The sequence below is a fragment of the Neisseria sp. P0001.S005 genome (genome assembly GCF_051963715.1).
This window is the reverse complement of the sequence record NZ_JBQCTZ010000005.1, coordinates 32,331-58,493: the sequence shown is the minus strand read 5'-3', so window position 1 is coordinate 58,493 and position 26,163 is coordinate 32,331. Positions and strand designations below refer to the sequence as shown.

The following is a 26,163-nucleotide window of genomic DNA, read 5'->3' as shown; positions in this document are numbered from 1 at the left end:
ATAACACAATGTTTCACGAATAACATAAAAAGGCCGTCTGAAAAGTAGGAAATTCTTTTCAGACGGCCTTTGTGTTTTGATATTGTTGTTTTTTACAGCTGGTCTTTTTGTGCCAGAATCCGTCGGCTGCCGTTGATGTCTGCCGGAGAGAGAACACCGGCATTTTCAAGGGCATCTACCAAATTGGCGGCACGGTTGTAGCCAATGCGCAATTGGCGTTGCAGGGCAGAAATGGAAGTCTTGCGGCTCTCCAATACGAAGGCAACGGCTTGATCGAATAGCTCATCGCTGTTTGCGTTCGGATTGACAATATTGGTGGTTTCGATGGCCGCTTCGCCACTGAGCAGGCCTTCAACATAATTGGTCGGAGCCTGTTCTTTAACGAAATTGACGACCTGATGCACTTCATCATCGGAAACAAACGCACCTTGCAGGCGTGTCGGTTCTGCGCTGCCCGGTTGCAGGAATAATGAGTCGCCGTATTTGAGCAATTCGTCCGCACCCATTTGGTCAAGAATGGTGCGGCTGTCGATTTTGCTTTGTACGGTAAAGGCCATTCGTGTCGGAATGTTGGCTTTAATCAGGCCGGTAACCACATCGACACTCGGACGCTGGGTGGCGACAATCATGTGAATGCCTGCCGCACGCGCTTTTTGGGCAAGGCGTGCGATTTGCTGCTCAACGGATTTGCGTTCGGTCATCATCAAGTCAGCTAACTCATCGATAACAACCACAATCAACGGCAGTTTTTCCAGAGGCTCAGGATCGTCAGGATTTAAGCTAAACGGATTGAGTAATGGCTTGCCTGCTGCTTTGGCTTGTTCGACTTTTTGGTTGAAACCGTCCAAATTACGCACGCCGGCGTGGGAAAGCAGACGATAACGTTTTTCCATTTCGGCAACACACCAGTTCAACGCTTGTCCAGCCTCACGCATATCGGTCACAACCGGACAGAGCAGGTGCGGAATGCCGTCATAAATGCTCAATTCCAGCATTTTCGGGTCAATCATGATGAAACGGACTTCGTCGGGCGAGGCTTTGAAGAGCATGGACATAATCATGCCGTTCACACCGACAGATTTACCCGAGCCGGTCATACCTGCGACCAAAAGATGCGGCATTTTTGCCAAGTCACCGACAACGGGCGTACCTGCAATATCTTTACCCAAAGCAACGGTCAGTTTGGACTTGGCATCGGTAAACACGGATGAAGAGAGGATTTCGCTCAACATGACGTCTTGGCGTTTCTCATTGGGCAATTCAATGCCCATGGTGTTTTTACCGGCAATGGTTTCTACGATACGTACAGCTTGCAGAGACATTGAGCGCGCCAAATCTTTGGACAGGGCGACAATTTGGCTACCTTTGACACCTTGTGCCGGTTCGATTTCGTAGCGGGTAATCACGGGGCCGGAAGTGGCGGAAACAACCTGTACGCCGATGCCGAATTCAGCCAGCTTGGCTTCAATCAATTCCGCGGTCTGTTGCAATTCATCCGGATTGACGGCAACCGGTTCTTCAGACGGCATACGCAACAGGTTTATGTTGGGTTTATGGTATTCGCCGTTGTTTTTAGGTTCAGTATCGTCAAACAGGGAAGTTTGGATTTTAGGGGGCGGCGCAACGGATACGGCAACGGTTTTACGGTTGCTGCTGCTGCCTGCCAACGGAGCAACCGGAGTGGCGGTAATGGTTTTGGCCTCTTTCACCATGCGGCGCGTATTTTGGGTTTCCAAAGCTTCAGTGCAGACATCTTCTTTTTTATTTTGGAATTGAGGCAGTTTTTTTATCAGGCTGCCAAACAGGCCGCCCATATGGCTGCCGGATTTGGCCATAACTTCCAACCATGACACCTGGGCCAACAGGGAAATGGATAAAAGCAGCATCACCAGCATAATCAACAGGCTGCCCGACTTACCCAACAGCCAAGCCAAGCCTGAACCCGCTAACAAGCCGACCAAGCCGCCGGCGCCGACGGGAAGGGATTCGCTCAATGCATTGTCAAACAGGAAATGTTCGATAATCGGGCTGCACACCAGCAGGAGAAACAATGCCAAAGCGGCTACGCCGTGATTGTAGGGCTTGTGGTTTTCCTGCTTTTTCATGGGGCGGAAATTTTTGTAGAGGAAAACGCAAGAGGCGGCTATCCACCACCAAAACGATAAGCCGAACAGATAATATCCGACATCGGAAAGATATGCGCCGAAGAGGCCGCCGAGGTTGGCGACATCATTGGTTTTGGGAACGCTGCGCGACCATGCAGGGTCGTCCATGCTGAAGCTGGCCAGGGAAATGGCCAGATAAATGGTGATAACCAAGCCAAACAGCCATAAAGCATCATTAATCAAGTTGACGACATGCTCTGGGCGCGCTTTTTTTTCTTCGTTTCTTTGCAGCTCTTTGGCCGCCTTGAGGCGTTGGGAGACTTTATTGTCGGCTTGAGTTTGTGCTTTGGTGGATTTGCGTGTGGTCGGTTTGGCTGAGACGCGTTTTTTTGTTTGGGTTTTAGAAGATTTTGCAGTCATGAGATAAAGGCCGTCTGAAAAGACTGGAGGTAATGTGCGTAAAGGGCAAATTATACCGTATTTACTAGGCACAAGAAATTGAAACGGGCGTAATCATTACGGAACTCAGGCCGTCTGTTTGGCACGACGAAAATTTTGGATTTCGTTTCTACCTGTTCAGACGGCCTGAGATTTTGATTGATTTGGACTTACATTCTGCCCAGTTCGCGCTGGAGGGCTTGAATATTTTTCTCCCTATCCAAAACAGCACCTTGCAGCGTACTGATGGCCTGTTGATTGACGCTGCCGCCTTTGGCTGTTCGCGCTTGGCTCAGTTGCTTTTTGGCATCGGCCAAAGCCGCGCGTTCATTGGATAACTCGGTTTCCAAAATAGAGCGGCGACTGTTGACACCGGAGGATTTGGGAACCGGAGGAGGCGCTGTTTCAGAAGCGGTACGGACAGGGGCTGGTTTGGGCGTTGCCTTATGGTTGGATTTTGCCGCTGTGTTTTTGCTTTTTGCCGGAGCAGTTTGTGATGTCGGCGCATCGAGTGTAGGCGCATCACTAACCGGAGCGTCGTATCGGCTGCTGCTGTATTTGCCGACAATCGGCAAATCATTGACGGCTTGGCAGTTGCCGCTTGGACGCGAGGTATAGACAATCGAGCCGTTGACTTCACAGGTGTAGATTTTTGCGGCGTGGGCTTGGCTGTTGAAAACGGTAAGCGGCAGCAGGGATAGGGTAAGCAGATATTTTTTCATGATTCAGGTAGGGCTGATTCGTTGCAGTTGAGCATTTTATTCTTGTTCAGACGGCATGGGCTGCTGTTTTTTAGCTTTTGCACGGTTTTTGTTTTTGCTCGGTTTGTCGGCTTTTTTCTCTTGTTTATCGGATTTTTCCACGCGTGCCTTTTTCTTAGGCTTTGCACTTGCGCGTTCATCAGAGGCGTTGAGGCTGCGGATGTTGAGGTGGTAACCGCTGCCTTGATGGCCGCTGATTTTAGGCAATTCGGCCTGTGCACAGGAGGATTTGGGTTCGGAAGTATAGCTGCCGTTGCCGCAGGAATAAACTGCGGCGGCAGCGTGAAGAGAAGTGCCCAAGAGGAAAGAGGATACGAGGAAGTATCCGGCTTGTTTGATGATTGAAGTCATGTTTTTCCGTATTGTGTTTTATTTCAGACGGCCTGATGGCTCTATTTTTATTGGGAAAACTCGGCTTCGACATTAACTTGGATTTGCTCAAGCTCTTCCTGCCATTGCAGCCAGTTTTCTTCCAGTTGCGTTAATTTTACTTTAGTTTCTGTTAATTGTGCGAGTGTCTCTTGCAATTTGGGTTTATTTTCTTCTGAATAAGCAGATTCTTGTGCCAAAAATGCTTCACAGGCCGTCTGAATATCAGTCAATCGTGCGATTTCTTTTTCTGCTTTGTCGATTTTCTGCTGAATCGGTTTGCTGCGTTTGGCTTTTTCCTGACGGATTTGTGCCTCGATACGCTTTGTATCCTTACGGCTTTGGCTTTGTGCAGAAGCGGCGGGGGCTGCTGCGGCGTTTTCTTGTGCCAATCGCCATTGACGATAGTCGTTCAAATCGCCGTCGAAGTTGTTCAGACGGCCTTTGTCGATAAGGAGGAAGCTGTCGGTAGTCGCTTCAAGCAGGCTGCGGTCGTGCGATACGACGATTAATGCACCTTGGAAACTTTGCAGGGCAAGTGTCAGGGCGTGGCGCATATCCAAGTCTAGGTGGTTGGTCGGTTCGTCAAGCAGCAGCAGATTAGGCTTTTGCCAGATAATCATGGCAAGGGCGAGCCGCGCTTTTTCGCCGCCGGAGAACGGCTCGGTCTTTTGAATCGCCATATCGCCAACAAAGTTGAAACCGCCTAAAAAGTTGCGGATTTCCTGTTCGCGGACTTCGGGCGAAAGCTGTTGGATATGCCAAACCGGACTTTGGTCAGCGCGCAATGTGTCTAGTTGATGCTGGGCAAAATAACCGATATTGAGCTTTTCGGAGCGGACGATGCTGCCGGAAAGTAAATCGATTTTTCCTGCTAATGCTTTGATAAATGTGGATTTACCGCTGCCGTTAACGCCCAGCAGGCCGTAACGTGCGCCGCTTTCCAAAGAAAGGGTAATGTTGTGCAAAACGGTATTGTCGCCATAACCCAAGTCGGCATGGTCAAGTTTCAACAATGGATTGGGCAGGTGGGTTGGATTGTCAAACTCAAAGGAAAACTCGCTATCCAAATGCGCCGGGGCGATGCGCTCGAGCTTGGCTAATGCCTTCATGCGACTTTGAGCTTGTACGGCCTTTGTGGCTTTGGCTTTGAAACGGTCGATAAAGGATTGCAGATGTTTGATTTGTGCCTGTTGTTTGACGTAAGCGGCTTGTTGTTGCGCCAGACGTTGGGCGCGTTCGGCTTGGTAGAAATCGTAATTGCCGCCGTATTGGGTCAGTTTTTGTTGCGACAGTTCGATGGTTTGCGTTGTGGTGGCATTCAAGAAGTCGCGGTCATGGGAGATGATGATTTGCGTACAGGACAGGGAGGCGAGATGGTTTTCCAGCCACAGTACGGTTTCTAAATCCAAGTGGTTGGTCGGTTCGTCTAAAAGCAGCAAATCAGCACGACAAATCAGCGCTTGGGCAAGGTTGAGGCGCATACGCCAGCCGCCGGAGAAGGATTTGACGGGGCGGGTATGTTCTTCTTGTGAGAAACCCAAGCCGTTAAGCAGTTTGGCGGCGCGTGCCGGAGCGGTATAGGCATCGATTTCTTCAAGTTTGGCGTGATATTCAGCTTGCTTCATGCCGTCGTTTTGAGCTTCTGCTTGAGCCAGGCCCGTCTGAAAAGCCTGTAATTCGGCATCGCCTTGCAAAACGTAGTCTAAAGCGGAAATATCTAAATCAGGCGTTTCTTGAGAGACGGAAGCCAACCGCCATGTTTTGGGAATAAGGATTTCGCCGCCATCTTGAGTGATTTCAGCTTTTATCAGCGCAAACAGGCTGGATTTTCCTGTACCGTTTTTACCGATTAAACCAACGCGTTGGCCGGGGTTGATTACGGTATCGGCTTTATCGAGCAGGACTTTCAAACCGCGTTGCAGGGTGAGTTTTTTAATTTCTATCATGATGGCAGGCAAGGGGGTAAGTAAAACAAAAGGCGTTATTTTACCTGAAAAGACATATAAAAGGCCGTCTGAACAAGTATGAAAACGAAATCAACGATTTCTATTTCACTTATTCAGACGGCCTTTATGAAATGACAGTCGGAAATGTTTTCAAATTATCTGTCGTTTCAATTAAATTTGAAGATCGCCATTGTCCGCACGGATTTGGCGCAGGAATTTTTGTGTCCGCTCATGTTTGGGATGATTGAACAAATCTTGCGGGCTGCCTTGTTCGACAATAACGCCGCCGTCCATCACAACGACGGTGGTTGCCACTTCTAAGGCAAATTTGATTTCATGCGTAACGACAACCATGGTCCAGCCTTCTTGTGCCAATTCCTTCATGGTATCCAAAACATCTTGTACCAATTCAGGGTCGAGCGCGGAAGTCGGCTCGTCAAACAGCATCAGTTCAGGCTGAATCGCCAATGCGCGGGCAATGCCGACGCGCTGCTGTTGACCGCCGGAAAGCTGGTAGGGGTAGAGGTCAATCTTATCGCCCAAACCGACTTTTTCAAGCAATTTGACAGCCTCTTCACGCGCTTTGGCGACAGGCTTGCCTTGTACGGCAACCGGCCCTTCCATGACGTTTTCCAACGCAGTTTTGTGCGGAAAGAGGTTGTATTGTTGGAACACCATGCCGGACTTGCGGCGCAGTGCCAAGATATCGTGTTTGCTTGGTTTTTTTGAAAAATCAATGCTTAACGGCTGCGCATTGTCAAACTCGATCTGACCTTGTTCAGGCATTTCTAAAGCATTTAAACAGCGTAAAAACGTAGTTTTGCCTGAGCCGGAAGGGCCTAAGATAACCACCACCTGTCCTTTGCCGACATCCAAATCGATGCCGCGCAAAATGGTATTTTCGCCAAAGGTCTTATGGATATTGCGGATTTTAATCATGACAACTCCTTATTTGGCGACATAGCGGTCGAAACGTTTTTCCAAACGCGCCTGAATCAGAAACAGCACTTTGCAGAAACACCAATAGACCAATGCGGCTGCGATATAAACCGGCAAGAAGTCATAAGTACGGTTTGCTGTCTCTTGAGCGACACGGAAAAGCTCCGTTACCGTTACCACGGCGGCAAGCGAGGTGTTTTTGAACAAGCCGATAAATTCATTGCTCAAAGGCGGTACGGCAACGCGGAATGCCTGCGGTGCGACAATGCGGCGGAAAGTCTGCATATAGGTCATACCGATGGAGAAACCGGCTTCCCATTGGCCTTTAGGTACGGACAAAATTGCCGCGCGTATGGTTTCGGAAGCGTATGCGCCGACATTGAGCGAAAAGCCGATGATGGCGGCAGGAATCGGGTCGATATAGATGCCGACGGAAGGCAAACCGTAGAATACGATGACCAACTGCACCAATAGCGGCGTACCGCGAATGACGGAAATATAAAATTCAACCAGCTTCAGCAAGCATTTTTGGAAAATGCTGTCGGAGGGCATGATTCGCACCAAAGCAACGGTTACGGCAATAATCATGCCGATAACGAAAGAAGCGATCGCCAAAGGCAAAGATACTGCAAAGCCGGCTTTGACCATAGGCCAAAACGCGCTGATGAGCATATCAGCGCGTGTTTCCGTCATAAACGGCAGAGAGGCAAGGAAATTATTTAACACTGATGTCTTTTCCGAAGAATTGTTCGCCTAGTTTTTTCAGCGTGCCGTCGGCTTTCAGCTCGTTGATTGCCGTGCTGAATTTGGCCACGACTTCGTCATTGCCTTTATTGACAATCAGGCCAGAACCGACTTTTTCATCGGCTGGCGCAGACCAAACGATTTTCACGCCCGCATTCGGATTTTTCTTCAGATAGTCCAAAACCGCCAATTCGTCGTTCAGGGTTGCATCGGCACGTTTTTGTTCAATCAGGGTCAGCGATTGTGCCAAACCATCTACCGGTACGAGTTCTGCGCCTGCAGCTTTGGCTTTTTCTCCATAGTTACTGGTCAGGGATTGTGCGGTTTTCACGCCTTTGATGTCATCAATGGATTTGATGTTGCTGTCTTTGCGGGCAACCAATACGGCACCGCTCCAGCTGTAAGGCTCGGATTTGTCAAAAGTCGCTTGACGCTCAGGGCTGGTCAGGCCGACTTGGTTGGCGACTACGTCAAAACGGCCGGCTTTCAAACCTGCCATCATGGAGTCCCATTGTGTTTCTTTAAATTCAACTTTGATGCCCAGTTTGTCGGCAACTGCGCGGGTTACTTCGACATCGTAGCCGGTCAATTTGCCGTTTTTGTCGTGGTAGGTGAATGGTGCGTAAGTGCCTTCCGTACCGACAGTGATGGTACCTTTATTGTTGATACGCTCAATCAGTGAGCCGGAGGCCGCACCGGATTGTGCCGGAGCAGAAGAAGCTGAGTTGCTGTCTTCTCCGCCGCAAGCAGCCAAAACTACTGCAGCGATGGTGCCAAGTACGAATTTTTTCAACATGGATTTTTACTCCTGACTTTAAGTGTGTCATTTGGTATTAAAGCGTGCATTCTAAGCGAAACTGCCCAAAATACAAAATACATCTTATGCCTTAAAAGGCCGTCTGAACGCTGATTTGTTCAGACGGCCTTGAATGATGTATAAAAAATTCAGCTTACGCAATTTCAAGCCACATGACTTGATAGGGTTGCAGTACCAAGTCCTGATTCAGAGAAACGGTTTGACCGCTGATCAAATCGTGCGCTTTAAACGGCATGGCCTGCAGAGTGTGCGCACTGATGGTTTGCGCATGTTCGCTGAAGTTGCCGAATGCCAAAAGCGCGTTGTTGCGCATATAGCCGATGATGTGTTTGTTGTTGGTGTTAAAGGTGACCAACCTGCCGCCATTAAAGCGCGGATTGCTTTGGCGGATGGAGATCATATGGCGCAAACCTTGGAAGATTTGACCGGCAGTGGTCGAGCTGTCATGGCGTTGGTTGTACAAATCCTCATTGTAACGAGGACGGTGTGCCCAGCGGCTGTCGTCGCTCTTATTGCTGTCTTGCGACCAGTCGTCGTCATTGAGCGTACCCACTTCGTCGCCTAGATAAATCAGCGGCAGGCCGCCGGTACTCAAAGCAATGCTGTACAAAAGTTTGATGCGGTCAACTGCATGCGGATCGTTTTGAGCCAAGCCGACCAATGCTGCGGCCGTACCGCTGACACGACAGTCGCCTGTGCTTGGGTTGTATTGAAACGGTACGCCGCGCGCGAAGCTGCCGTCGAAATGGTTGACGAAGAAGCGGTTGAGGAATTGGCGGTGGTCGTAGCCGTGGATGCCGAATTGTGATGCGTCTTCGTCGGCGAACGTCCAGCCGATGTCGTCATGGCTGCGGACGTAGTTGACCCATGCAGTATGGTCGGGTAGGTTGTGGCGGTAGGTCAGTGCTTGATGGAGCAGGTTGACTTCGCGTGTGGCGAGGGTGTTCCACAACAGTGCCATTTGCAGAGGGTTGTAGCCGATTTGACATTCGTCTTGGCTGATGTATTGGACAACTTGGTCAGGATGGACGATGGCTTCGGATTTGAAGAACACGGCTGGCGCTGCGATACGCATTACGGAGTTAAACGCGCGAATCAGAGCGTGTGCCTGAGGCAGGTTTTCGCAGCTTGTGCCCATTTGCTTCCAAATAAAGGCAACGGCATCCATGCGCAGAATATCAACGCCCCAGTTGGCAAGGAACATCATTTCGCCTGCCATGGCACGGAATACCCATGGGTTGCTGTAATTCAAGTCCCATTGGAAGGAGTTGAACGTCGTCCATACCCAGCGTCCGTCTTCCAGTTGGGAGAAGCCGCCCGGGTGTTGGTCGGGGAAGATTTCACGCAGGGTGCGGTCGTATTGGTCGGGCATCCAGCGGTCAGGGAAGATGTAGTAGAAATTGTCGTAAAGCGGATTGCCGGCGGCTCAGCCTTTTGCCCATTCGTGTTCGTTGGAAGTATGGTTGAAGATGAAATCGACAACGGCGGAAATACCTGCTTCGTGCAAGGTGGCAATGACATCGCGCAAATCGTCTATCGTACCCAATGCGGGATTGATGTCGCGGTAGCTGCTGACCGCATAGCCGCCGTCGCTTTTGCCTTCGGGACATTTAAATAGGGGCATCATGTGCAGATAAGTCAGCCCCAGCTTTTGAAAATAAGGGATTTTGGCTTTCAAGCCTTGCAGATCGCCAGCGAACAAATCGACATAGCATACGCCGCCAACCTGTTTGTTGGACAAAATCCAGTCAGGATCGTTTTCGCGCGCAATATCAATATCTTTTAAGGATGAGTTGCGTTGTGAATAGCTTTGCCATGCTTGGGCAATCAGTTGCTCCAGCATGGGGAGGACGGCTTCGTTGTTGTTGTAAACATTGTCCAGCTCGTGCATCAGTTTTGGGAAGTGTTCTTCAAGTCGTCTGTCAAACTGTTTCCAGTCTTCAGATGTCTCGATGCTTGCACGCTGTTCGGGGGTATAAATCGATAGGGTGCGTTCTTTAAGGTGATGCAAGGTCAAATCAACCTGTTGAGTCTGGGTCAACATAATGCCTACTCCGAAGTTAAGGTGAAATTGTTTTGAAGCTTGGTTTCAATTCTTTTGCAAATCCATGCCGATTGTGGGCGACTAAGACTGTAATTTTGCGTCAAGAAACTGTCACAATAATACTGAAAGTGCTTGAGTGTGCATAGGGTTTTCAAGGTTGGGAACGATGATTTTTCAAGTGTTTGATTTTGATTAAAAGTAGGATTGAGCAGATGGAAAGTAGCCTTTTGACGAACTATTTTTCAGACGGCCTGAGTCTTGTGAGAAAAACTTTTATTTTTATTATATTAGACATCTTTTTATGCTAAGTATGGCCGTCTGAAACATATGTGCAGCATAACGGGTTGCTTATTTTGTTTCAAAACGTGTCATAGAGATTAAGTTCATGACTTCTGATGTAAATCAAGATTCTATAAAGAGGCAGTTATTGTGTTTTGAAGAGAGAGTGAATGGTTGAATTTCATTTATTTAAAAATGAACCCATAAAGTTTATTGTTGATAGTGGTTATTATGTAGATTATCAAATCAATAAGGGAGAGGTGTATGCCTGGTTTGTCATGCTTTTTTAATATTATTTTTTAAAATTAGACTTGACCCATTACAAGCAATTACTTAAAGTATCCATCTTATTTTTACACAAGAAAATGGGTTATCCCGTTCCAAAAAAATGAGCGCAATCAAACCACCACAAATCACCGTATTCGACAGCAAGCCAACCGATGCTTATTTCTTCGGTACTTGCGTTCTCGACCTTTTCATGCCCGAAGCAGGCATGGATGCCATCACTTTAATCGAACAACAGGGCATCCATATCCATTATCCTATGGAGCAAAGCTGCTGCGGCCAACCTGCCTATTCGTCAGGTCATCCTAAAGAAGCTTTTGATGTTGCCAAAGCGCAACTGGATTTATTTCCTGAAAATTGGCCGATTGTCGTGCCTTCCGGTTCTTGCGGCGGCATGATGAAACACCACTGGCCGACTTTGTTCAAAGACACTGAGTACGAACAAAAAGCCATTGATTGCGCCAACCGTATCATTGAATTCACCCACTTCCTGCTGGCAATTGGTTACAAACCTGAAGATAAAGGCGAGCCGGTTAAAGTGGCTGTTCATACTTCCTGCGCAGCGCGTCGTGAGATGAATGTCCATTTGTCAGGCTGGCAGCTGATTGACGGCATGGCGAATGTTGAACGTATCGTTCACGACCATGAAAGCGAGTGCTGCGGTTTTGGCGGTACATTCTCTGTGAAACAAGCCGATATTTCCGGTGCGATGGTAACCGACAAAGTTGCAGCCTTAAAAGAAACAGGTGCAACTGAAATCATCAGCGCGGATTGCGGCTGTATGATGAATATCGGAGGCAAAATTGCCAAAGACGAACCCAATATGCCGCGTCCGAAACATATTGCATCTTTCCTGTTGGAACGTACCGGAGGTAAAGCATGAGCGCGCGCGAAAATATTTTAGCGAAATTGAAAAAAGCCGATGCCTTGCCGATGGAAGAGCCGCCGGTTTTCGATTATTACCGTGAAATGGGTGTTTCTTGGGCAAACGATGTCGAGCGCTTGAAACATTGGGCGGCTGCCATGCGTGCCGTCAAAACGGAAATCTATTGGGTTACTAAAACCAACTGGCCGCAAGTATTCCGCCAAGCAGCCGAAGGCAAAGGCTTGAAAAACATTCTGCTCCCATTGGAAACAGAACATGGTCAGCTGGCCCGTGCAGCTTTGGCTGATACCAATATTGAACCGCGTGGTTTTGAGCGAAAAATCGACGATTGGAAAAACGAATTCTTTACAGATATTGAGGCGGGTTTTAGCGGCTCTAAATGCGGTATTGCCCGTACCGGTACGATTATGCTGGAGTCCAGTCCTGTCGAGCCGCGCAGCCTGAGTTTGGTTCCGCCTGTGCATTTCTGCCTGTTTGACACCAGCAAAATGTACAACGAATTCCATAATGCTGTTGAAGGCGAAAAACTGGTAGAAAAAGGCATGCCTACCAACGTTATTTTGATTTCCGGCCCATCTAAGACTGCCGATATTCAATTGACTTTGGCCTATGGTGCACACGGCCCGCGCGATTTGGTGGTTTTGGCCGTTCTGCCTGATCATATTTCCCCTGCCGATTTGGAGGAAAAAGCATGAGTTCCCAAACCATTAAATTCCATATGAAGCCGGAAACGTTCAAGCAAAACGCTGCGATTTCTTTGCAAGACAAGCCTCTGCGTAAAAGCTTGCGCACGGCGATGGATATGCTGATGACCAAGCGCAAAGCCGTTTTGACTGATGAAGAAGAGCTGCAAAGTCTGCGTGACTTGTGTGAACATGTCCGTCAACGTTCGTTGTCCAAATTGCCTGCATTGTTGGAGCAATTGGAAGAAAACCTGACCAAGTTGGGCGTTAAAGTCCACTGGGCGGAAACACCTGCCGAAGCCTGCCAAATCATTCACAACATCATTACCGATAAAAACGGTAAGCTGATGGTGAAAGGCAAATCTATGGTCAGCGAAGAGATTGAGCTGAACCATTATCTGCAAGACCAAGGCATCAAAGCGATTGAGAGCGACTTGGGCGAGTTTATCGTTCAAATGGCCGGCGAGAAACCAACCCATATCGTGATGCCTGCCATTCATAAAACCAAAGAGCAGGTTAGCGAGCTTTTCCATCAAAACCTCGGCACTCCATTAACAGACGACGTAGACCAACTGACCGGATTTGCGCGTAAAGCCTTGCGCGATATTTACAGCACTGCCGATGTCGGTTTGAGCGGTGTGAACTTTGCCGTTGCGGAAACAGGCACTTTGTGTCTGGTCGAAAACGAAGGCAACGGCCGCTTGAGTACCACTGTACCGCCTGTGCACATTGCCATTACCGGTATTGAGAAAGTGGTTGCGAAGCTGTCGGATGTTCCGCCTTTGTACAGTCTGTTGCCACGTTCTGCCATCGGTCAGAACATTACCACTTATTTCAATATGATTACCGGTCCTCGCCGTAGCGAAGAGCTGGACGGCCCTCAAGAAATGCACTTGGTACTGCTTGATAACGGCCGTAGCCAAGCGTATGCAGAAGATCAAATGCGCCGTACCTTGCAATGTATCCGTTGCGGTGCATGTATGAACCACTGTCCGGTTTATACCCGTATCGGTGGCGCGGCTTACGGTACGACTTATCCCGGCCCGATTGGCGAGATTATCTCTCCGCACTTGTTGGGCTTGGATGCGACACGCGATCTGCCGACTGCGTGTACCATGTGTGGTGCCTGTGTTGAGGTTTGTCCGGTACGCATTCCGATTACCGAGCAAATGCAACGTCTGCGTGTTGAAGCTCAACGTTCACCAACCGAAATCGTTCCACATCCTATCCGTGGTCAAGGCGCATCGCATACTTTCGGCGAACAAATGGCGTGGCGTACGTTTGACGGTATTTTCAGCGGCAGTAAAGCTTACCGTGCATTCGGTTGGACAGCCACTAAATTCCGTGCATTGACGCCTAGCAAGCAGCTGGGCTGGACGGATAACCGTGTTCCGATGAAACCGGCTAAGAAAACGCTGCATCAACTGATGGCAGAGAAACTCCAGAAAGAAAAAGCATAAGGCTTGATAAATAAAACCTGAGAAATAAAAGGCCTTAGGTTTTATTTTTTATTGAATACTACTGGTGTGGCATCGCTATTTGTAAAGGCGTTTGATTTGATTATTTTATCTTGATTCTTTTGAATAAAAAGGCCGTCTGAAAGATTTTCAGACGGCCTTTATTACAGGCCAAAGGTTTTGCCTAAGTCCTTAGAGCAATACTTTTTCTACACCGCCGTTATTGGCTTTTTTCACAAACTCATCTAGCCAGTTTTCACCGAGAATGTGTTTCGCCATTTCGATGACGATGTAGTCTGCAGGCATATTGTTGTCGTCGGCGTAACGGCTCAAGCCTTGCAGGCAGGCTGGGCAGGAGGTAAGCATTTTGACTGGTTCGCCCTGCGGCAGCTCTTTGAGGTTTTTCTCAATTTCCTCTTGTTTGCGGAACTTGACCTGAGTGGCAATGTCTGGCCGTTTGACGGCAAACATACCGGACTCGCCGCAGCAGCGGTCGCTTAAGACGACTTTCTGTCCCATCAGGCTGCTGGCCATTTGGGTGGCATTCATGGTTTTGATCGGGGTATGGCAAGGGTCGTGGTAGAGGTATTGCTGACCTTGTACTCCGTTTAACTGTACACCTTTTTCAAGCAGATATTCGTGGATGTCGATGATACGGCAGCCTGGGAAGATTTCCTCAAAACGGTATTTTTCCAGTTGGTCGTAGCAGGTACCGCAACTGACGACGACGGTTTTAATGTCGAGGTAGTTGAGGGTATTTGCCATACGGTGGAAAGCCACGCGGTTGTTGGTGCTCATTTCTTCGGCTTTAGCCTTATTACCGCCTGCATCTTGCGGATAGCCGCAACACATATAGCCGGGTGGCAGGACAGTTTGGACACCAACATGCCAAAGCATGGCTTGAACGGCAAGACCGATTTGGCTGAACAGACGCTCAGAGCCGCAACCTGGGAAGTAGAACACGGCCTCGGCATCTTCCGGAGAAGCCGGGTTACGGATGATAGGAATACTCTTGTCGTCTTCTATACCCAGCATGGAGCGCGGAGTTTTGGCTGGCACACTTTTTGGCAAAGGACGGTTGATGAAATGGATAACCTGTTCTTTGATTGAGGCGGTACCGACGGTGGCTTTCGGTTCGGCTTTTTGCTTTTTAGTGCCGATCGGAAGAAGCTTGCCGATTTTGTAGGCAAAGTTCTGTGCTGGGAAGCCGGTCTGTATCATGGCGGCGCGAAGGGCTTTGATGGTTTTGGGGCCTGTGGCGTTCAAAAATGCCATGCCCATTGAAGCCGCAGGCGCAAATCGTTTGTGGCCGGAATCGGCAAGGTAGTTGCGGATGGCTACGGTAACATCGCCGAAGTCGATGTTGACGGGGCAGGGTTTGACGCAGCGGTGGCACACGGTGCAGTGGTCGCCGATGTCCATGAGTTCTTCAAAGTGTTTGATAGAAACGCCGCGGCGGGTTTGCTCTTCGTATAAGAAGGCTTCGGTCAGCAAGCCTACACCGAGGATTTTGTTGCGTGGGCTGTACAACAAGTTGGCACGCGGAACATGAGTAGAGCAAACAGGTTTACATTTGCCGCAGCGCAGGCAGTCTTTGACAGAATCGGCAATGGTGCCGAGGTCTGATTTTTCCATAATCAGCGATTCCGCACCTAAAAGCTCGAAGGATGGCGTGTAGGCGTTGCGTAAGTCCGAGCCTTTCATCAGTTTGTGACGATTGAAGGTGTGTTTGGGATCGACTTGGTTTTTGTAGTTCCAAAACGGTTGCAAATCTTCATCGGTCAAAAATTCGAGCTTGGTAATGCCGATGCCGTGTTCGCCGGAAATTACGCCACCGAGCGAACGAGCGATTTTCATGATGCGTTCGACCGAACGATAGGCCGTCTGAAGCATTTCGGCATCGTCTGAGTTAACCGGAATATTGGTATGAACGTTACCGTCGCCGGCGTGCATATGCAGGGCGACGAAGACGCGGCTGCGTACGGTTTTGGCGTGGATTTTGCCCAAACCTTGGATAATTTTGGTATCTGTTTTGCCGCTGAAGATTTCAGAAAGTGGCTTCATTACGTCCGCTTTGACAGACACGCGCAGACGGAAATCACGGAAGGCAATAAAGCAGCTTTCATTGTCTTTGGCTTCGGGAGCGGCGTGGACGGATGCGCCATAGCGTGCTTTATGGTCGGCAAGCGGCGCGTCTAAGTTAGCAAGCAGCCATTCCCATCGAGCTTTGACAGCGGAAACGTGGGCTAGGGCGTGTTTGCTGCGTTCGCCCAACAGTTCGGCGGTTGGCAGGTCTGTTCCCATTTTGTCGATGGGGAGTTTGCCGGACAGATATTGCTCCAAGGCGGCACAGAGTTTGAGTTTGTTTTGGATGGAAAGCTCAATATTGATGCGTTCGATGCCGTCTGAATACTCGCCGAGCCTCTCAAGTGGGATTACCACGTCTTCGTTGATTTTAAAGGCGTTGGTGTGTTTGGCGATGGCAGCGGTGCGGCTGCGGTCAAGCCAGAAGGTTTTGCGCGCTTCGGGAGATATGGCGATAAAGCCTTCGCCGTCGCGGGCGCGGGCGAGTTCGCAGATGTGTTCGGCGGCTGCCTGTACGGCGGCTTCGTCATCGGAAACCACGTCTGCCAACAAGACCATTTTAGGTCGGCCTTTACCTGCCGCTTTGGTGGCATAACCGACGGCGCGGACGTAGCGCCAGTCTAAATGCTCCAAACCGGCCAATCGTACGCTTTCATGGGCAAGCAGGAAATCGCGGATTTCGACGATGGATGGCGTAGCAGTGGCGACCGTACCGAAAAATTCCATACACACAGTGCGCGTGTATTTCGGCATTTTATGCAACACGAAGGCAACGCTGGTGATGATGCCGTCCGTGCCTTCTTTTTGCACGCCGGGCAGGCCGCTCAAGAATTTGTCGGTAACGTCTTTGCCCAAACCGACTTTGCGGAATTTGTGGCCGGGGATTTCCAAGCGTTCGGTTTTAACGATATTGAGGCCGTCTGAATCCAGCGTGTGAATGTCGAACACGGCGGTTTCTTCATCGTGGATTTTGCCGAAATTGTGGCGCACGCGCTCGATGCGCAGCCATTCGCCCTGCGGGTTAACCATCTGCCAGTAGGCGAGGTTGTCCAACGCCGTACCCCACAACACGGCTTTTTTGCCGCCCGCATTCATCGCCACATTACCGCCCACGCAGGAAGCGTCGGCAGAAGTCGGATCGACGGCGAACACCAAACCCGCCTGATGCGCGGTTTCTTCTACTCGGCGTGTTACCACGCCTGCGCCGCAATGGATAATCGGATGTCTGCCGTCCAAGCCTGCCAGCTCAACATATTCGACGCCGCGATGCTTATCGAGTTTTTCGGTATTGATGACTGCGCTGTTTGCATCCAAAGGTACCGCACCGCCGGTATAACCCGTACCGCCGCCGCGTGGGATAATGACCAAGTCCAACTCGATTAAGGCGCGCACCAAAGGAGCGATCTCTGCTTCGGTATCAGGATTGACGACGACAAACGGATACTCCACGCGCCAGTCGGTTGCATCGGTAACGTGCGTTACGCGCGCCAATCCGTCAAACATGATGTTGTGCGGTTTGGTGATTTTGCTTAAGCGTTCCAAAATCTGATGGCGTTTTTGGATGGTTTCATCAAAACTGCTATCAAAACGCTCGACTGCTTTTTCTGCTGCGGCAACCAAGACATCCACTTGCTGATTGTCGTCACGGCGCTTGCGGATTTCATTTAAGCGGTGGCGCATTTCGCGTACCAGCGCGGCGCGGCGTTTCGGATGCTCCAGCAAATCATCGACCAGATACGGATTGCGCACGACCACCCAAATATCACCTAATACTTCAAACAACATTCGTGCCGAACGTCCTGTTTTGCGTTGACCGCGCAGGTCTTGCAGGATTTGCCACGCTTCGTCGCCCAACAGTCGGATGACGATTTCGCGGTCGGTATAAGAAGTATAGTTATAGGGAATTTCTCGAATACGCTGAGGGGCAGTAGTCGTGGTCATGGTCGTGTTCCGTTGATGGATGTAATGTTTTTATATTAAAGGCCGTCTGAAAAATGTAATTTCTTCTTGATGGCGTAAAGTGTTAATGTAGTGTAATTTTCGATATTTTTCAACGGAAAAGACAATAAACATTTCAATGGGAATGATTTGCAACTAGGCAATATTGTTTACAATCTTGTCGTGTAAATGGTTTTCAGACGGCCTGATAGATTTTATCGCTTGAGTTTTTCTGTAAAACCGCTATAATGCGTTTCTTCTACGGCGGGTCTCCCCGCATGGTAATTCGGAACACCGGGTCAGGGGCGGAAGCCAGCAGCCCACTCTGATGAGCCAGTGCCGGGGGTTCGGCTCGCCACCTTATTCAAAAATGCCGGAGATGGTTAAGTCTCCGGCATTTTTCATTGTATAAAGCGTAATAAAAAGGCCGTCTGAAATCTCATTTTCAGACGGCCTTTGCGTTTATGAGCCAGCTATTTATGCTTCTTCTGATTTTGTATTGGGCAAAACGCAGTTCAGGATAATGGCCAATACGGCGCACAAGCCTACACCGGCGAAGCTCAAAGTACCTACTTTGATAATCATGCCGCCGATACCGGTCGTCAATACGGAGCTGACGATAACCAGATTTTTCGGCTGCATCAAATCGACTTTCGCATCAATCAGTGTTTTGATGCCCAAAGAGGCGATTGTACCGAACAGCAGCAACATAATGCCGCCCATAACCGGCATAGGAATCGAAGCTAAAAATGCGTTGAATTTACCGAAAAACGCCATGAAAATCGCAAAAATTGCCGCCCAAGTCATGATGACGGGGTTGCTGTTTTTGGTAATCATCACCGCGCCGGTTACTTCGCCGTAAGTAGTCACAGGAGGGCCGCCAATCAAACCGGCCACGCACACGCCCAAGCCGTCACCGGCGAGGGTTTTGTCCAAGCCCGGGTCTTGAGTGTAGTTTTTGCCGGTTACATTACCGATGGCCATAATACCGCCGATGTGTTCGATGGCCGGGGCAATGGCGACGGGCAACATAAACAAGGCAGCCTGCCAGTTGACTTGAGGCGTTTCAAAATGAGGGACGGCAAACCAAGGAGCGTTGATGATGGCGCTGGTGTCGACCAGACCCATGATTAGAGCCAATACATAGCCGGAAGCTACGCCGATCAGAATCGGAATCAGCTTCATCATTTTGCTGCCGAAGACAGAAACAATGACGGTTACCGCAAAGGTAAAGCCCGATAGAATCAGTGAGTCGATATAGTCGATGACCTGTTTTCCATCTGCCTGACCCATGGCCATGCTGCTGGCTGCTGCGGCCACAGACAAGCCGATTACCATAATCACCGGGCCGATAACTACGGGCGGCAACAGTTTGTGTACCGCATCCAGACCGCGCCATCTGATCAGCGCGGCAAAGACAAAGTACATGAAACCTGCCGCAAACAGGCCGAACATGGTAGAAGGCAGGCCCCATTCATCGATGGAGTAGATAATCGGTGCAATAAAGGCAAAAGAAGAGCCGAGGAAAATCGGCACTTTACGTTTGGTAACCAATTGGAACAACAAAGTGCCCAAGCCTGCGCCCAATAATGCCAAAGCTGGGTTCAGTCCCGTCAGTAGCGGCACAAGCACCATGGCACCGAATGCGACAAACAAAATCTGCGCACCGGCCACCGCCGTTTTAAGCTGGTTCATAAAAGCTCCGAAGAAAATTCAAACGGCGCAGATTATACTGATTTATCCTAGTCGTGAACATTTATTTACAAAAGGCCGTCTGAACAAATGTAACGATGACACCTGTTCAGACGGCCTTGTTCGATAGCAAATGGTTAATAACTTATCAAAATCGATTGGGGAAATTTTTAGCCGCGTGTTTCGCGCCAAACCAAATAATCGCGCAGGGGCGGCATGGGCGGATTGATGCAGTGCGGACAGATGCCGGTTGTATCCTCATCGTCGCTGTCGATATGGTAGTCGTTTGGATCAAAGCGCACCTGCTGCATGACGGCTTGCGCCAAAGCCTGCGCCTGTACGACATCAAAGCGGAATTTTTCAAGGATTTCGTTTAATAGGCGGATTTCGCCGTCGCTGAAAGATTCGCTGTGTTTGACAATGAGGCGTTGATAATCTTCATTGCTGATTTTTTCGTGAAGTAAATCGGTCTGGATAGTCATGATTTTTATTGTTGAAATAAGATGGTCAAGATGCAGATTATAGCGGATATCGTGGCGGCTGTTTCAAAGTCCGTGTTCTGGTTCGGAAAGTGTCCCTGTTTTGGCTTTTTTCGGTATTAGGTTGTTTAATTTAGAGTTAATTGCTTGGTAATCGTCGCTATAAAAAAATTCTCCAATGTATATGGTTTTACCATGATAAATAAATGACCATGCACCTTGTTTACTATTTGGTTGTCGTAAGGGGCTGGAGATGGTGGATGTATTCCTTCTCTGACTCAAATAGTTACGCAGTGTGATTTTAGTGTTTTTAGTATTTGCATAGTTCTCATGTGGCTGCCATTGTGATATTTCTACGAGTGAAAATTTTTTACCTTTTCCCAATCCAAACAGTGCGAATTGGTGTGAAAGTATTCCATTTTGAACATGGATATATTCTTGTCCAAAAAGTTGCCACAGTAAGTCATAAATACATTGGCAAGAAAGCAGGCCTAAAAATATGAGGAGTATGATATTAAATGTTGATTCAAAGTTTAAATTTGAAATGTTTGCCAATATCAATAGTACGATTACAAGATCTCTGCAAGTTAATAGAAGTTTGAGTCTGTTGCGTATAATTTTTGCTGACAAGGTAATTTTGCTAGGTGTTTGTTCAATTTTATAACGCGAAGATGTCATCAATAGCCTCCTATTTTTTCAGCCTGATACGCTTTTTGCAGCGGTGTAATTTGCGCCAAGCGGGCATGATCGATTTGTTCGGCAATTAAATGGGCTTTCCCTTGTGTGCGGCATTCGGCGGCAATTTTGCCTGCATCTACTTGGTTGGCGGCCTCAAGTAAGGCCAGCCAGTGTTCGCGTTGCGGATAGGGGGTATCTTCAAGATTCAGACGGCCTTGTTTGTCGGCCACGCAGACGTTTAAGGCCGTCTGAAAACGTTCGGGGCGGCGGAATGCGTCGGTTTTTTTCAAAACATTCAAAATGGTTTTGCTTTTGAACTGCTCGACTTGATGGAGCATGATGTGCCAGCGACAGACAAGTTCGGCAAGCTCGGCGCAGTGTTTGGGCGCACGCAGGCGTTGATTGACTTCGCGGACGGGTTCGACGCCGTTGACGTCGTGTCCGTAGTGTTTTGGCAGGATATCGGTCGGTGTTTTTGCCTTGCCTAAGTCGTGCAATAAGGCGGCATAGCGTTCGGCGAGGGAAAGGTTCATTTCTGCGGCTCGTTGTACAACCATCAGCGTATGAATACCGCTGTCGATTTCAGGATGATAATCGGCGCGTTGTGGTACGCCGAAAAGGGCATCAAGCTCGGGCAGTAAAACTTTGAGTGCGCCGCATTCGCGCAAAACTTCAATCATTCGGCGCGGATTTTTCTCCATCAAGCCTTTTGCCAGCTCTTGCCAGACGCGTTCGGCAACCAAGGCATCCGCTTCGCCGTTTTCTACCATTTGCCGCATCAGCGACATGGTTTCATCGGCAATTTGAAAACCATAACGCGCTGCAAAACGGGCGATACGCAAAATCCGCACGGGGTCTTCGGCAAAGGCAGGCGAAACGTGGCGCAGGATGCCGGCCGCCAAGTCTTGTTGTCCGCCAAAAGGATCGATGATCGTGCCGTCTGAATCCTGAGCCATGGCATTGATGGTCAGGTCGCGGCGCATCAGGTCTTGTTCCAGCGTAACGTCTTTATCGGCATGAAAGCTGAATCCGGCATAGCCTTTGGCGGTTTTGCGCTCGGTACGGGCGAGGGCATATTCTTCGTGGCTGTCTGGATGGAGAAAGACGGGAAAATCCTTGCCAACAGGTTGATAGCCTTGAGCCAGCATGGTTTGCGCATCTGCACCGACGACTACCCAGTCGCGGTCTTTGACGTGCAGGCCTAACAGATGGTCGCGGACGGCGCCGCCGACAAGATAGGTTTTGATGGTTTGTGTATTCATATAAAAATCGAACGATATAAAAAGGCCGTCTGAAAAGCCGTATTGGGTTTTCAGACGGCCTGAGTCAGAACGCTATTATGACGCTTTAGGCTTGTTGCCGTCGATGATTTTCAAACCGGCGGAGACCAAGCTGCCGATGTCGGCAACGTTGGCAGGCATAATCAGCGTGTTGCTTTCTTTAGCCAAATTGCTGAAGGCGGCAACGTATTGCTCGGCAACTTTCAGGTTAACAGCTTCAGCACCGCCCTCGGAGCGGACAGCCTCGGCGATTTTGCGGATGGCGTCGGCGTTGGCTTCTGCCACCAGGCGCAGGGCTTCGGCTTCACCTTGTGCGCGGTTGATGCGGGCGATTTTTTCACCGTTTGACGCGTTGATGGCGGCTTGCGCTTCACCTTCGGATTGTTGGATTTCTGCTTCGCGCTGACCGCTGGCAAGGTTGATCTGCTCGATTTTACGGCCTTCGGATTCGGCAATGCGCGCGCGTTTTTCACGTTCGGCTGTAATTTGCGCCTGCATTGAGCGGAGGATTTCTTGCGGCGGAACCAAGTCTTTGATTTCGTAACGCAAGACTTTCACGCCCCATGCGCCTGCCGCTTCGTCCAAAGCAGCAACAACAATGCTGTTGATTTCATCGCGCTCTTCAAAGGTTTTATCCAATTCCATGCGGCCGATGACAGAGCGCAAAGTTGTCTGCGCAAGCTGGGTAATCGCCATGATGTAGTTGCTGGAACCATATGAAGCGAGTTTTGGATCGGTGACTTGGAAGTAGATGATGCCGTCCACAGTCAGCTGAGTGTTGTCGCGGGTAATACAGACTTGGCTGGGAACATCCAAAGGAACTTCTTTCAGCGAGTGACGATAGGCGACGCGGTCGATAAATGGGATAAGGATGTTCAGACCTGCAGTCAGCGCTTTGTGAAAACGGCCTAATCGTTCGACCACATAAACTTCCTGCTGCGGTACAACGATAAAGGATTTGAAACCAAAAACAACAACGACGATGAGTATGAGGACGGGGAGACTGAGCAGAAATTCCATAATGTTTCCTTATGATGATGGTTGGGAGAGTGTGCGGATAATCAGAAGATTGCCGTTTTTGGCGGTAATGACTGCGCTTGAGGCCGTCTGAAAAGTATCTTGGGGCCGTTCGGCTTGTGCCTGCCAATGTGTGCCGCGGTAGGCGACTTCGTAAATATTGTCATGTAGGTGGCGTAGGATGCGGACGTTTTGCCCAATATCCAAATCATCGTTGAGCGCTTGGGGAGCCGAGCGGTTTTTCAGACGGCCGTGTACCAGCCAGATACCGAGTGCGCTGATGATGGCGGCGGTCAAAACGGCGGCAGAAAAGTGTCCGCTTAATCCGTATATGATTCCGGCGGCGACCAGCGCTACGCTGACTACCAAAAGATAAACCGTTCCGATAAATAATTCGACAATCAGAACAACGGCGGCGGCAACAAACCATATCGTCATGCGGCATATCCTTTTAATAATCTTTTGAGAATCCTTATCATAATGGCAACAGCTTGAAATGAAAAGGCTAAGGTTGAAATTTATTTCAGTTATAATAAGTCCGTTCAAATACGGAGCGGCAAATAATGCAGACTTGGCACGAGGCAATTGGTGCAGAAAAAGAAAAGGCGTATTTTCAAACGATTTTGGAGAAGGTACGCCATGAAAGGCAGGCGGGGATAACTGTTTATCCGCCTGAGCGCGATGTATTCAATGCCTTTCGGACGACTGAATTCGGAAATGTAAAAGTAGTGATTTTGGGGCAAGACCCGTATCACGGCGCGGGTCAGGCTCATGGTTTGGCGTTTTCCGTGCAACCTGAAATTGCGGTGCCGCCGTCACTGGTCAATATTTATAAAGAGCTGGCGACGGATATTGAGGGCTTTCAGATTCCGCAACACGGCTATTTGCAGCATTGGGCAGAACAGGGCGTGTTGCTGTTGAACACGGTATTGACTGTCCGTGCCGGTTTGGCGCATTCCCATGCGACTTTTGGCTGGGAGGCGTTTACCGATGAAGTCATCCGACAATTGGATAAGGAACGCGAGCATTTAGTCTTTATGCTGTGGGGCAGCCATGCGCAGAAGAAAGGCGTGTTTATCGACCGCAACCGTCATTTGGTGCTGACTGCGCCGCATCCTTCGCCTTTATCGGCATATCGCGGCTTTTTCGGCTGCAAACATTTTTCGCAGGCAAACGCTTATTTGCAGGCACATGGTTTAGAGCCGATTGATTGGCAGGTTTAAATAAGATGATAGGCCGTCTGAAAGCAGATTTTCAGACGGCCTTATGATTTAGTTTCAAATCGAATATTCAATCAGTTCGTTTTGAGAAAAGACATAAACCTGTTTCGGAATCAGCTTCAATTCTTTGCCTTCGGCGATTTGGTAACGCGCGGCATCGCTGCCTGCCAGCGTGATATGTACGTCTTGTTTGTCGTGTTTGACTAAAATATGCGTCAATGCGCCGACGGCGTGGATTTTTTCGATTTTGGCACGAATCATCGGTGTTTCGTTTTCGGCGGCAAGCTGCCATTCGTGAGGGCGGATGTAGCCGGTGGCGGTTTGTTCCTGCCATTTGTAGTGCGCGTCCAATTTCCACGCGAAGCCGTTGTAGTGCCAGATGCCTTTTTCGATGCGTCCTTCAAATGCGTCGGTTTCACCGAGAAACTCAGTAACGAAGGCGTTTTCGGGTTTGCGGTAAATGGCTTCGGCGCTTCCGGTTTGTTCGATTTTACCGTGGTTCATAACGACGATTTCGTCGGAAACTTCGAGGGCTTCTTCTTGGTCGTGCGTCACTAAAATGCTGGTTACGCCTAGGTTGTGATGGATGTCGCGCAGCCAGGTACGCAATTCTTTACGCACTTTGGCATCCAGCGCGCCGAAGGGTTCGTCCAGGAGCAGGAGTTTGGGTTCGACGGCGAGGGCGCGGGCGAGGGCGATGCGTTGGCGTTGGCCGCCGGAGAGCTGGTGCGGATAAGATTTGGCGAGGTGGGAGAGCTGCACGAGTTTGAGCAATTCTTCGACTTTGGCGCGGATTTGTTCTTTGGACGGGCGTTCGGACTTGGGCAATACGGTCAAACCGAAGGCGACGTTGTCAAACACGTTCATGTGGCGGAAGAGGGCGTAGTGTTGGAACACAAAGCCGACTTTGCGCTCGCGTACATGCTTGGCGGTTACGTCTTGGCCGTCAAAGAGAATTTGGCCGCCGTCGGCGTTTTCCAGTCCGGCGATAATGCGCAGGAGCGTGGTTTTGCCGCAGCCGGAAGGGCCGAGCAGGGAAACGAGTTTGCCGGTGGGGACGTTGAGGTTGATGTTTTTCAGCGCGTGGAACGCTCCGAAGTGTTTGTTTAAGTTTTGAATGGTGATGCTCATGCTGCGTTCCTTTCGGCGGCGGCGAGTTTTTTATCTTGTAATTTTGTGATGATGTTCTGCACCGCCAGCGTCGCCAGTGCTAAAAGTGCCAATACGCCGGAGAGGGCGAATGCGCCGGTGAAGTTGTATTCGTTGTAGAAGATTTCGACCAAAAGCGGGATGGTATTGGTTTCGCCGCGTATGTGTCCCGATACCACGCTGACCGCGCCGAACTCGCCCATCGCGCGGGCGTTGGTAAGGATGATGCCGTAAAGCAGCGCCCATTTGATGTTGGGCAGGGTAACGCGCCAAAACATCTGCCAGCCGCTTGCGCCGAGTATCAGGGCAGCCTGTTCTTCGCTGTCGCCCTGCGCCTGCATTAAAGGAATAATTTCGCGTGCGACAAAGGGGAAGGTAACGAACAGTGTCGCCAAAATAATGCCCGGGATGGCGAAGATAATCTGTATGCCTTGCGCTTCCAGCCAGCCGCCCAATGCCGTGTGCGCGCCGAACAATAAGACGAACATTAAACCGGCCACCACGGGCGATACGGAAAACGGCAAATCGAGCAGGGTGGTCAGTAACTGCTTGCCGCGAAAGTCAAAACGGGTCAGCAGCCACGCCATCGCCACGCCCAATACGGCATTGACGGGAACGACAATCAGCGCGGTAATCAGCGTCAATTTGATGGCAGACCATGCCTCGGGATCGGTCAAGGATTGCAGGTACAAATCCCAACCGCCTTTCAGTGCTTCGTAAAACACGGCGATAAGCGGTACGACCAGCATCAGCAGCAGAAAGCCCAAGGCAGTAGCGGTCAGCAATACGCGCAGCCAACGCGGTTCGCTCAGGTTTGGATTGGTAGAATGGGTTTTCATGTTAGTGAAGCCTCTATTTATTCTTGTATC

20 protein-coding genes, 1 other RNA gene and 1 pseudogene are annotated in these 26,163 nt (G+C 49.7%); 5 read left to right on the top strand and 17 right to left on the bottom strand.

What is annotated here, in order from left to right; translation table 11 throughout:
* Positions 1-92: 92 nt before the first annotated feature.
* The 8 genes and pseudogenes from ACTHSP_RS01800 to ACTHSP_RS01765 form a co-directional block, all read right to left on the bottom strand.
* Positions 93-2,396 carry a DNA translocase FtsK gene (locus ACTHSP_RS01800; protein ID WP_440345507.1) on the bottom strand — a complete coding sequence of 768 codons (2,304 nt, stop codon included), beginning with the start codon at positions 2,394-2,396 and terminating at the stop codon, positions 93-95.
* Between the two features lie 317 nt (positions 2,397-2,713).
* Entirely contained in the window at positions 2,714-3,265 is a 552-nt protein-coding gene (locus ACTHSP_RS01795; protein ID WP_049352265.1) for a hypothetical protein, read from the bottom strand.
* A gap of 36 nt (positions 3,266-3,301) precedes the next feature.
* Positions 3,302-3,655, bottom strand: a complete 354-nt coding sequence (locus ACTHSP_RS01790; RefSeq protein WP_049352263.1) for a hypothetical protein — start codon at positions 3,653-3,655, stop codon at positions 3,302-3,304.
* Positions 3,656-3,702: 47 nt separating this feature from the next.
* Positions 3,703-5,622 carry an ATP-binding cassette domain-containing protein gene (locus ACTHSP_RS01785; RefSeq protein ID WP_049352260.1) on the bottom strand — a complete coding sequence of 640 codons (1,920 nt, stop codon included), beginning with the start codon at positions 5,620-5,622 and terminating at the stop codon, positions 3,703-3,705.
* Between the two features lie 171 nt (positions 5,623-5,793).
* The gene (locus ACTHSP_RS01780; RefSeq protein ID WP_049352258.1) at positions 5,794-6,561 is read right to left on the bottom strand and encodes an amino acid ABC transporter ATP-binding protein; all 768 of its coding nucleotides are present in this window, start codon (positions 6,559-6,561) and stop codon (positions 5,794-5,796) included.
* Positions 6,562-6,570: 9 nt separating this feature from the next.
* Positions 6,571-7,287 carry an amino acid ABC transporter permease gene (locus ACTHSP_RS01775; RefSeq protein ID WP_049358137.1) on the bottom strand — a complete coding sequence of 239 codons (717 nt, stop codon included), beginning with the start codon at positions 7,285-7,287 and terminating at the stop codon, positions 6,571-6,573.
* Positions 7,277-8,101 (bottom strand): amino acid ABC transporter substrate-binding protein, encoded by an 825-nt coding sequence (locus tag ACTHSP_RS01770; protein WP_440345506.1) that lies wholly within the window; start codon positions 8,099-8,101, stop codon positions 7,277-7,279. The genes ACTHSP_RS01775 and ACTHSP_RS01770 overlap by 11 nt, the downstream gene beginning before the upstream one ends.
* Before the next feature lie 154 nt (positions 8,102-8,255).
* Positions 8,256-10,166, bottom strand: a pseudogene (locus tag ACTHSP_RS01765) (alpha-amylase family protein).
* A 667-nt stretch (positions 10,167-10,833) separates the two neighbouring features.
* Here ACTHSP_RS01765 and ACTHSP_RS01760 point away from each other — a divergent pair.
* The 3 genes from ACTHSP_RS01760 to ACTHSP_RS01750 are packed head-to-tail and all read left to right on the top strand — an operon-like array spanning position 10,834 to position 13,759.
* Positions 10,834-11,613 carry a (Fe-S)-binding protein gene (locus ACTHSP_RS01760; protein WP_440345505.1) on the top strand — a complete coding sequence of 260 codons (780 nt, stop codon included), beginning with the start codon at positions 10,834-10,836 and terminating at the stop codon, positions 11,611-11,613.
* On the top strand, positions 11,610-12,311 hold the full coding sequence (locus ACTHSP_RS01755; protein ID WP_049352253.1) for a LutC/YkgG family protein: 702 nt from the start codon (positions 11,610-11,612) through the stop codon (positions 12,309-12,311). Before ACTHSP_RS01760 ends, ACTHSP_RS01755 begins: the two co-directional genes overlap by 4 nt.
* A complete protein-coding gene (locus tag ACTHSP_RS01750) occupies positions 12,308-13,759 on the top strand; it encodes a LutB/LldF family L-lactate oxidation iron-sulfur protein (protein WP_049352251.1) in 1,452 nt (483 codons plus the stop codon). Before ACTHSP_RS01755 ends, ACTHSP_RS01750 begins: the two co-directional genes overlap by 4 nt.
* A 189-nt stretch (positions 13,760-13,948) precedes the next feature.
* Here the strand turns inward: ACTHSP_RS01750 and ACTHSP_RS01745 are convergent, their stop codons facing one another.
* Positions 13,949-17,782 (bottom strand): DUF3683 domain-containing protein, encoded by a 3,834-nt coding sequence (locus ACTHSP_RS01745; RefSeq protein ID WP_049352248.1) that lies wholly within the window; start codon positions 17,780-17,782, stop codon positions 13,949-13,951.
* A gap of 260 nt (positions 17,783-18,042) precedes the next feature.
* On the opposite strand from ACTHSP_RS01745, the gene ffs reads away from it, so the two are divergent.
* Positions 18,043-18,139, top strand: an RNA gene (gene ffs / locus ACTHSP_RS01740) — signal recognition particle sRNA small type.
* A gap of 117 nt (positions 18,140-18,256) precedes the next feature.
* Here ffs and ACTHSP_RS01735 read toward each other — a convergent pair.
* The 6 genes from ACTHSP_RS01735 to ACTHSP_RS01710 form a co-directional block, all read right to left on the bottom strand.
* On the bottom strand, positions 18,257-19,474 hold the full coding sequence (locus ACTHSP_RS01735) for a uracil-xanthine permease family protein (RefSeq protein ID WP_049352246.1): 1,218 nt from the start codon (positions 19,472-19,474) through the stop codon (positions 18,257-18,259).
* A 167-nt stretch (positions 19,475-19,641) separates the two neighbouring features.
* On the bottom strand, positions 19,642-19,953 hold the full coding sequence (locus ACTHSP_RS01730) for a hypothetical protein (protein WP_003679235.1): 312 nt from the start codon (positions 19,951-19,953) through the stop codon (positions 19,642-19,644).
* Positions 19,954-20,016: 63 nt separating this feature from the next.
* Positions 20,017-20,628 (bottom strand): hypothetical protein, encoded by a 612-nt coding sequence (locus tag ACTHSP_RS01725; protein WP_049352243.1) that lies wholly within the window; start codon positions 20,626-20,628, stop codon positions 20,017-20,019.
* Complete coding sequence (locus tag ACTHSP_RS01720) at positions 20,628-21,890, bottom strand: multifunctional CCA addition/repair protein (RefSeq protein WP_049352240.1); 1,263 nt, start codon at positions 21,888-21,890, stop codon at positions 20,628-20,630. The genes ACTHSP_RS01725 and ACTHSP_RS01720 overlap by 1 nt, the downstream gene beginning before the upstream one ends.
* A 75-nt stretch (positions 21,891-21,965) precedes the next feature.
* Entirely contained in the window at positions 21,966-22,928 is a 963-nt protein-coding gene (locus ACTHSP_RS01715; protein ID WP_039863787.1) for an SPFH domain-containing protein, read from the bottom strand.
* Between the two features lie 9 nt (positions 22,929-22,937).
* Positions 22,938-23,363, bottom strand: coding sequence for an NfeD family protein (locus tag ACTHSP_RS01710; RefSeq protein ID WP_049352239.1), 426 nt, complete (start codon positions 23,361-23,363; stop codon positions 22,938-22,940).
* Between the two features lie 125 nt (positions 23,364-23,488).
* Here ACTHSP_RS01710 and ung point away from each other — a divergent pair, with 125 nt between their 5' ends.
* A complete protein-coding gene (gene ung / locus ACTHSP_RS01705) occupies positions 23,489-24,148 on the top strand; it encodes a uracil-DNA glycosylase (protein ID WP_049352237.1) in 660 nt (219 codons plus the stop codon).
* Between the two features lie 54 nt (positions 24,149-24,202).
* Here ung and ACTHSP_RS01700 read toward each other — a convergent pair whose 3' ends face one another.
* Positions 24,203-25,276: a sulfate/molybdate ABC transporter ATP-binding protein gene (locus ACTHSP_RS01700; RefSeq protein WP_049352234.1), complete on the bottom strand. Its 1,074-nt coding sequence runs from the start codon at positions 25,274-25,276 to the stop codon at positions 24,203-24,205.
* The gene (gene cysW, locus ACTHSP_RS01695; RefSeq protein ID WP_049352232.1) at positions 25,273-26,133 is read right to left on the bottom strand and encodes a sulfate ABC transporter permease subunit CysW; all 861 of its coding nucleotides are present in this window, start codon (positions 26,131-26,133) and stop codon (positions 25,273-25,275) included. Before cysW ends, ACTHSP_RS01700 begins: the two co-directional genes overlap by 4 nt.
* Positions 26,134-26,163 lie beyond the last annotated feature (30 nt).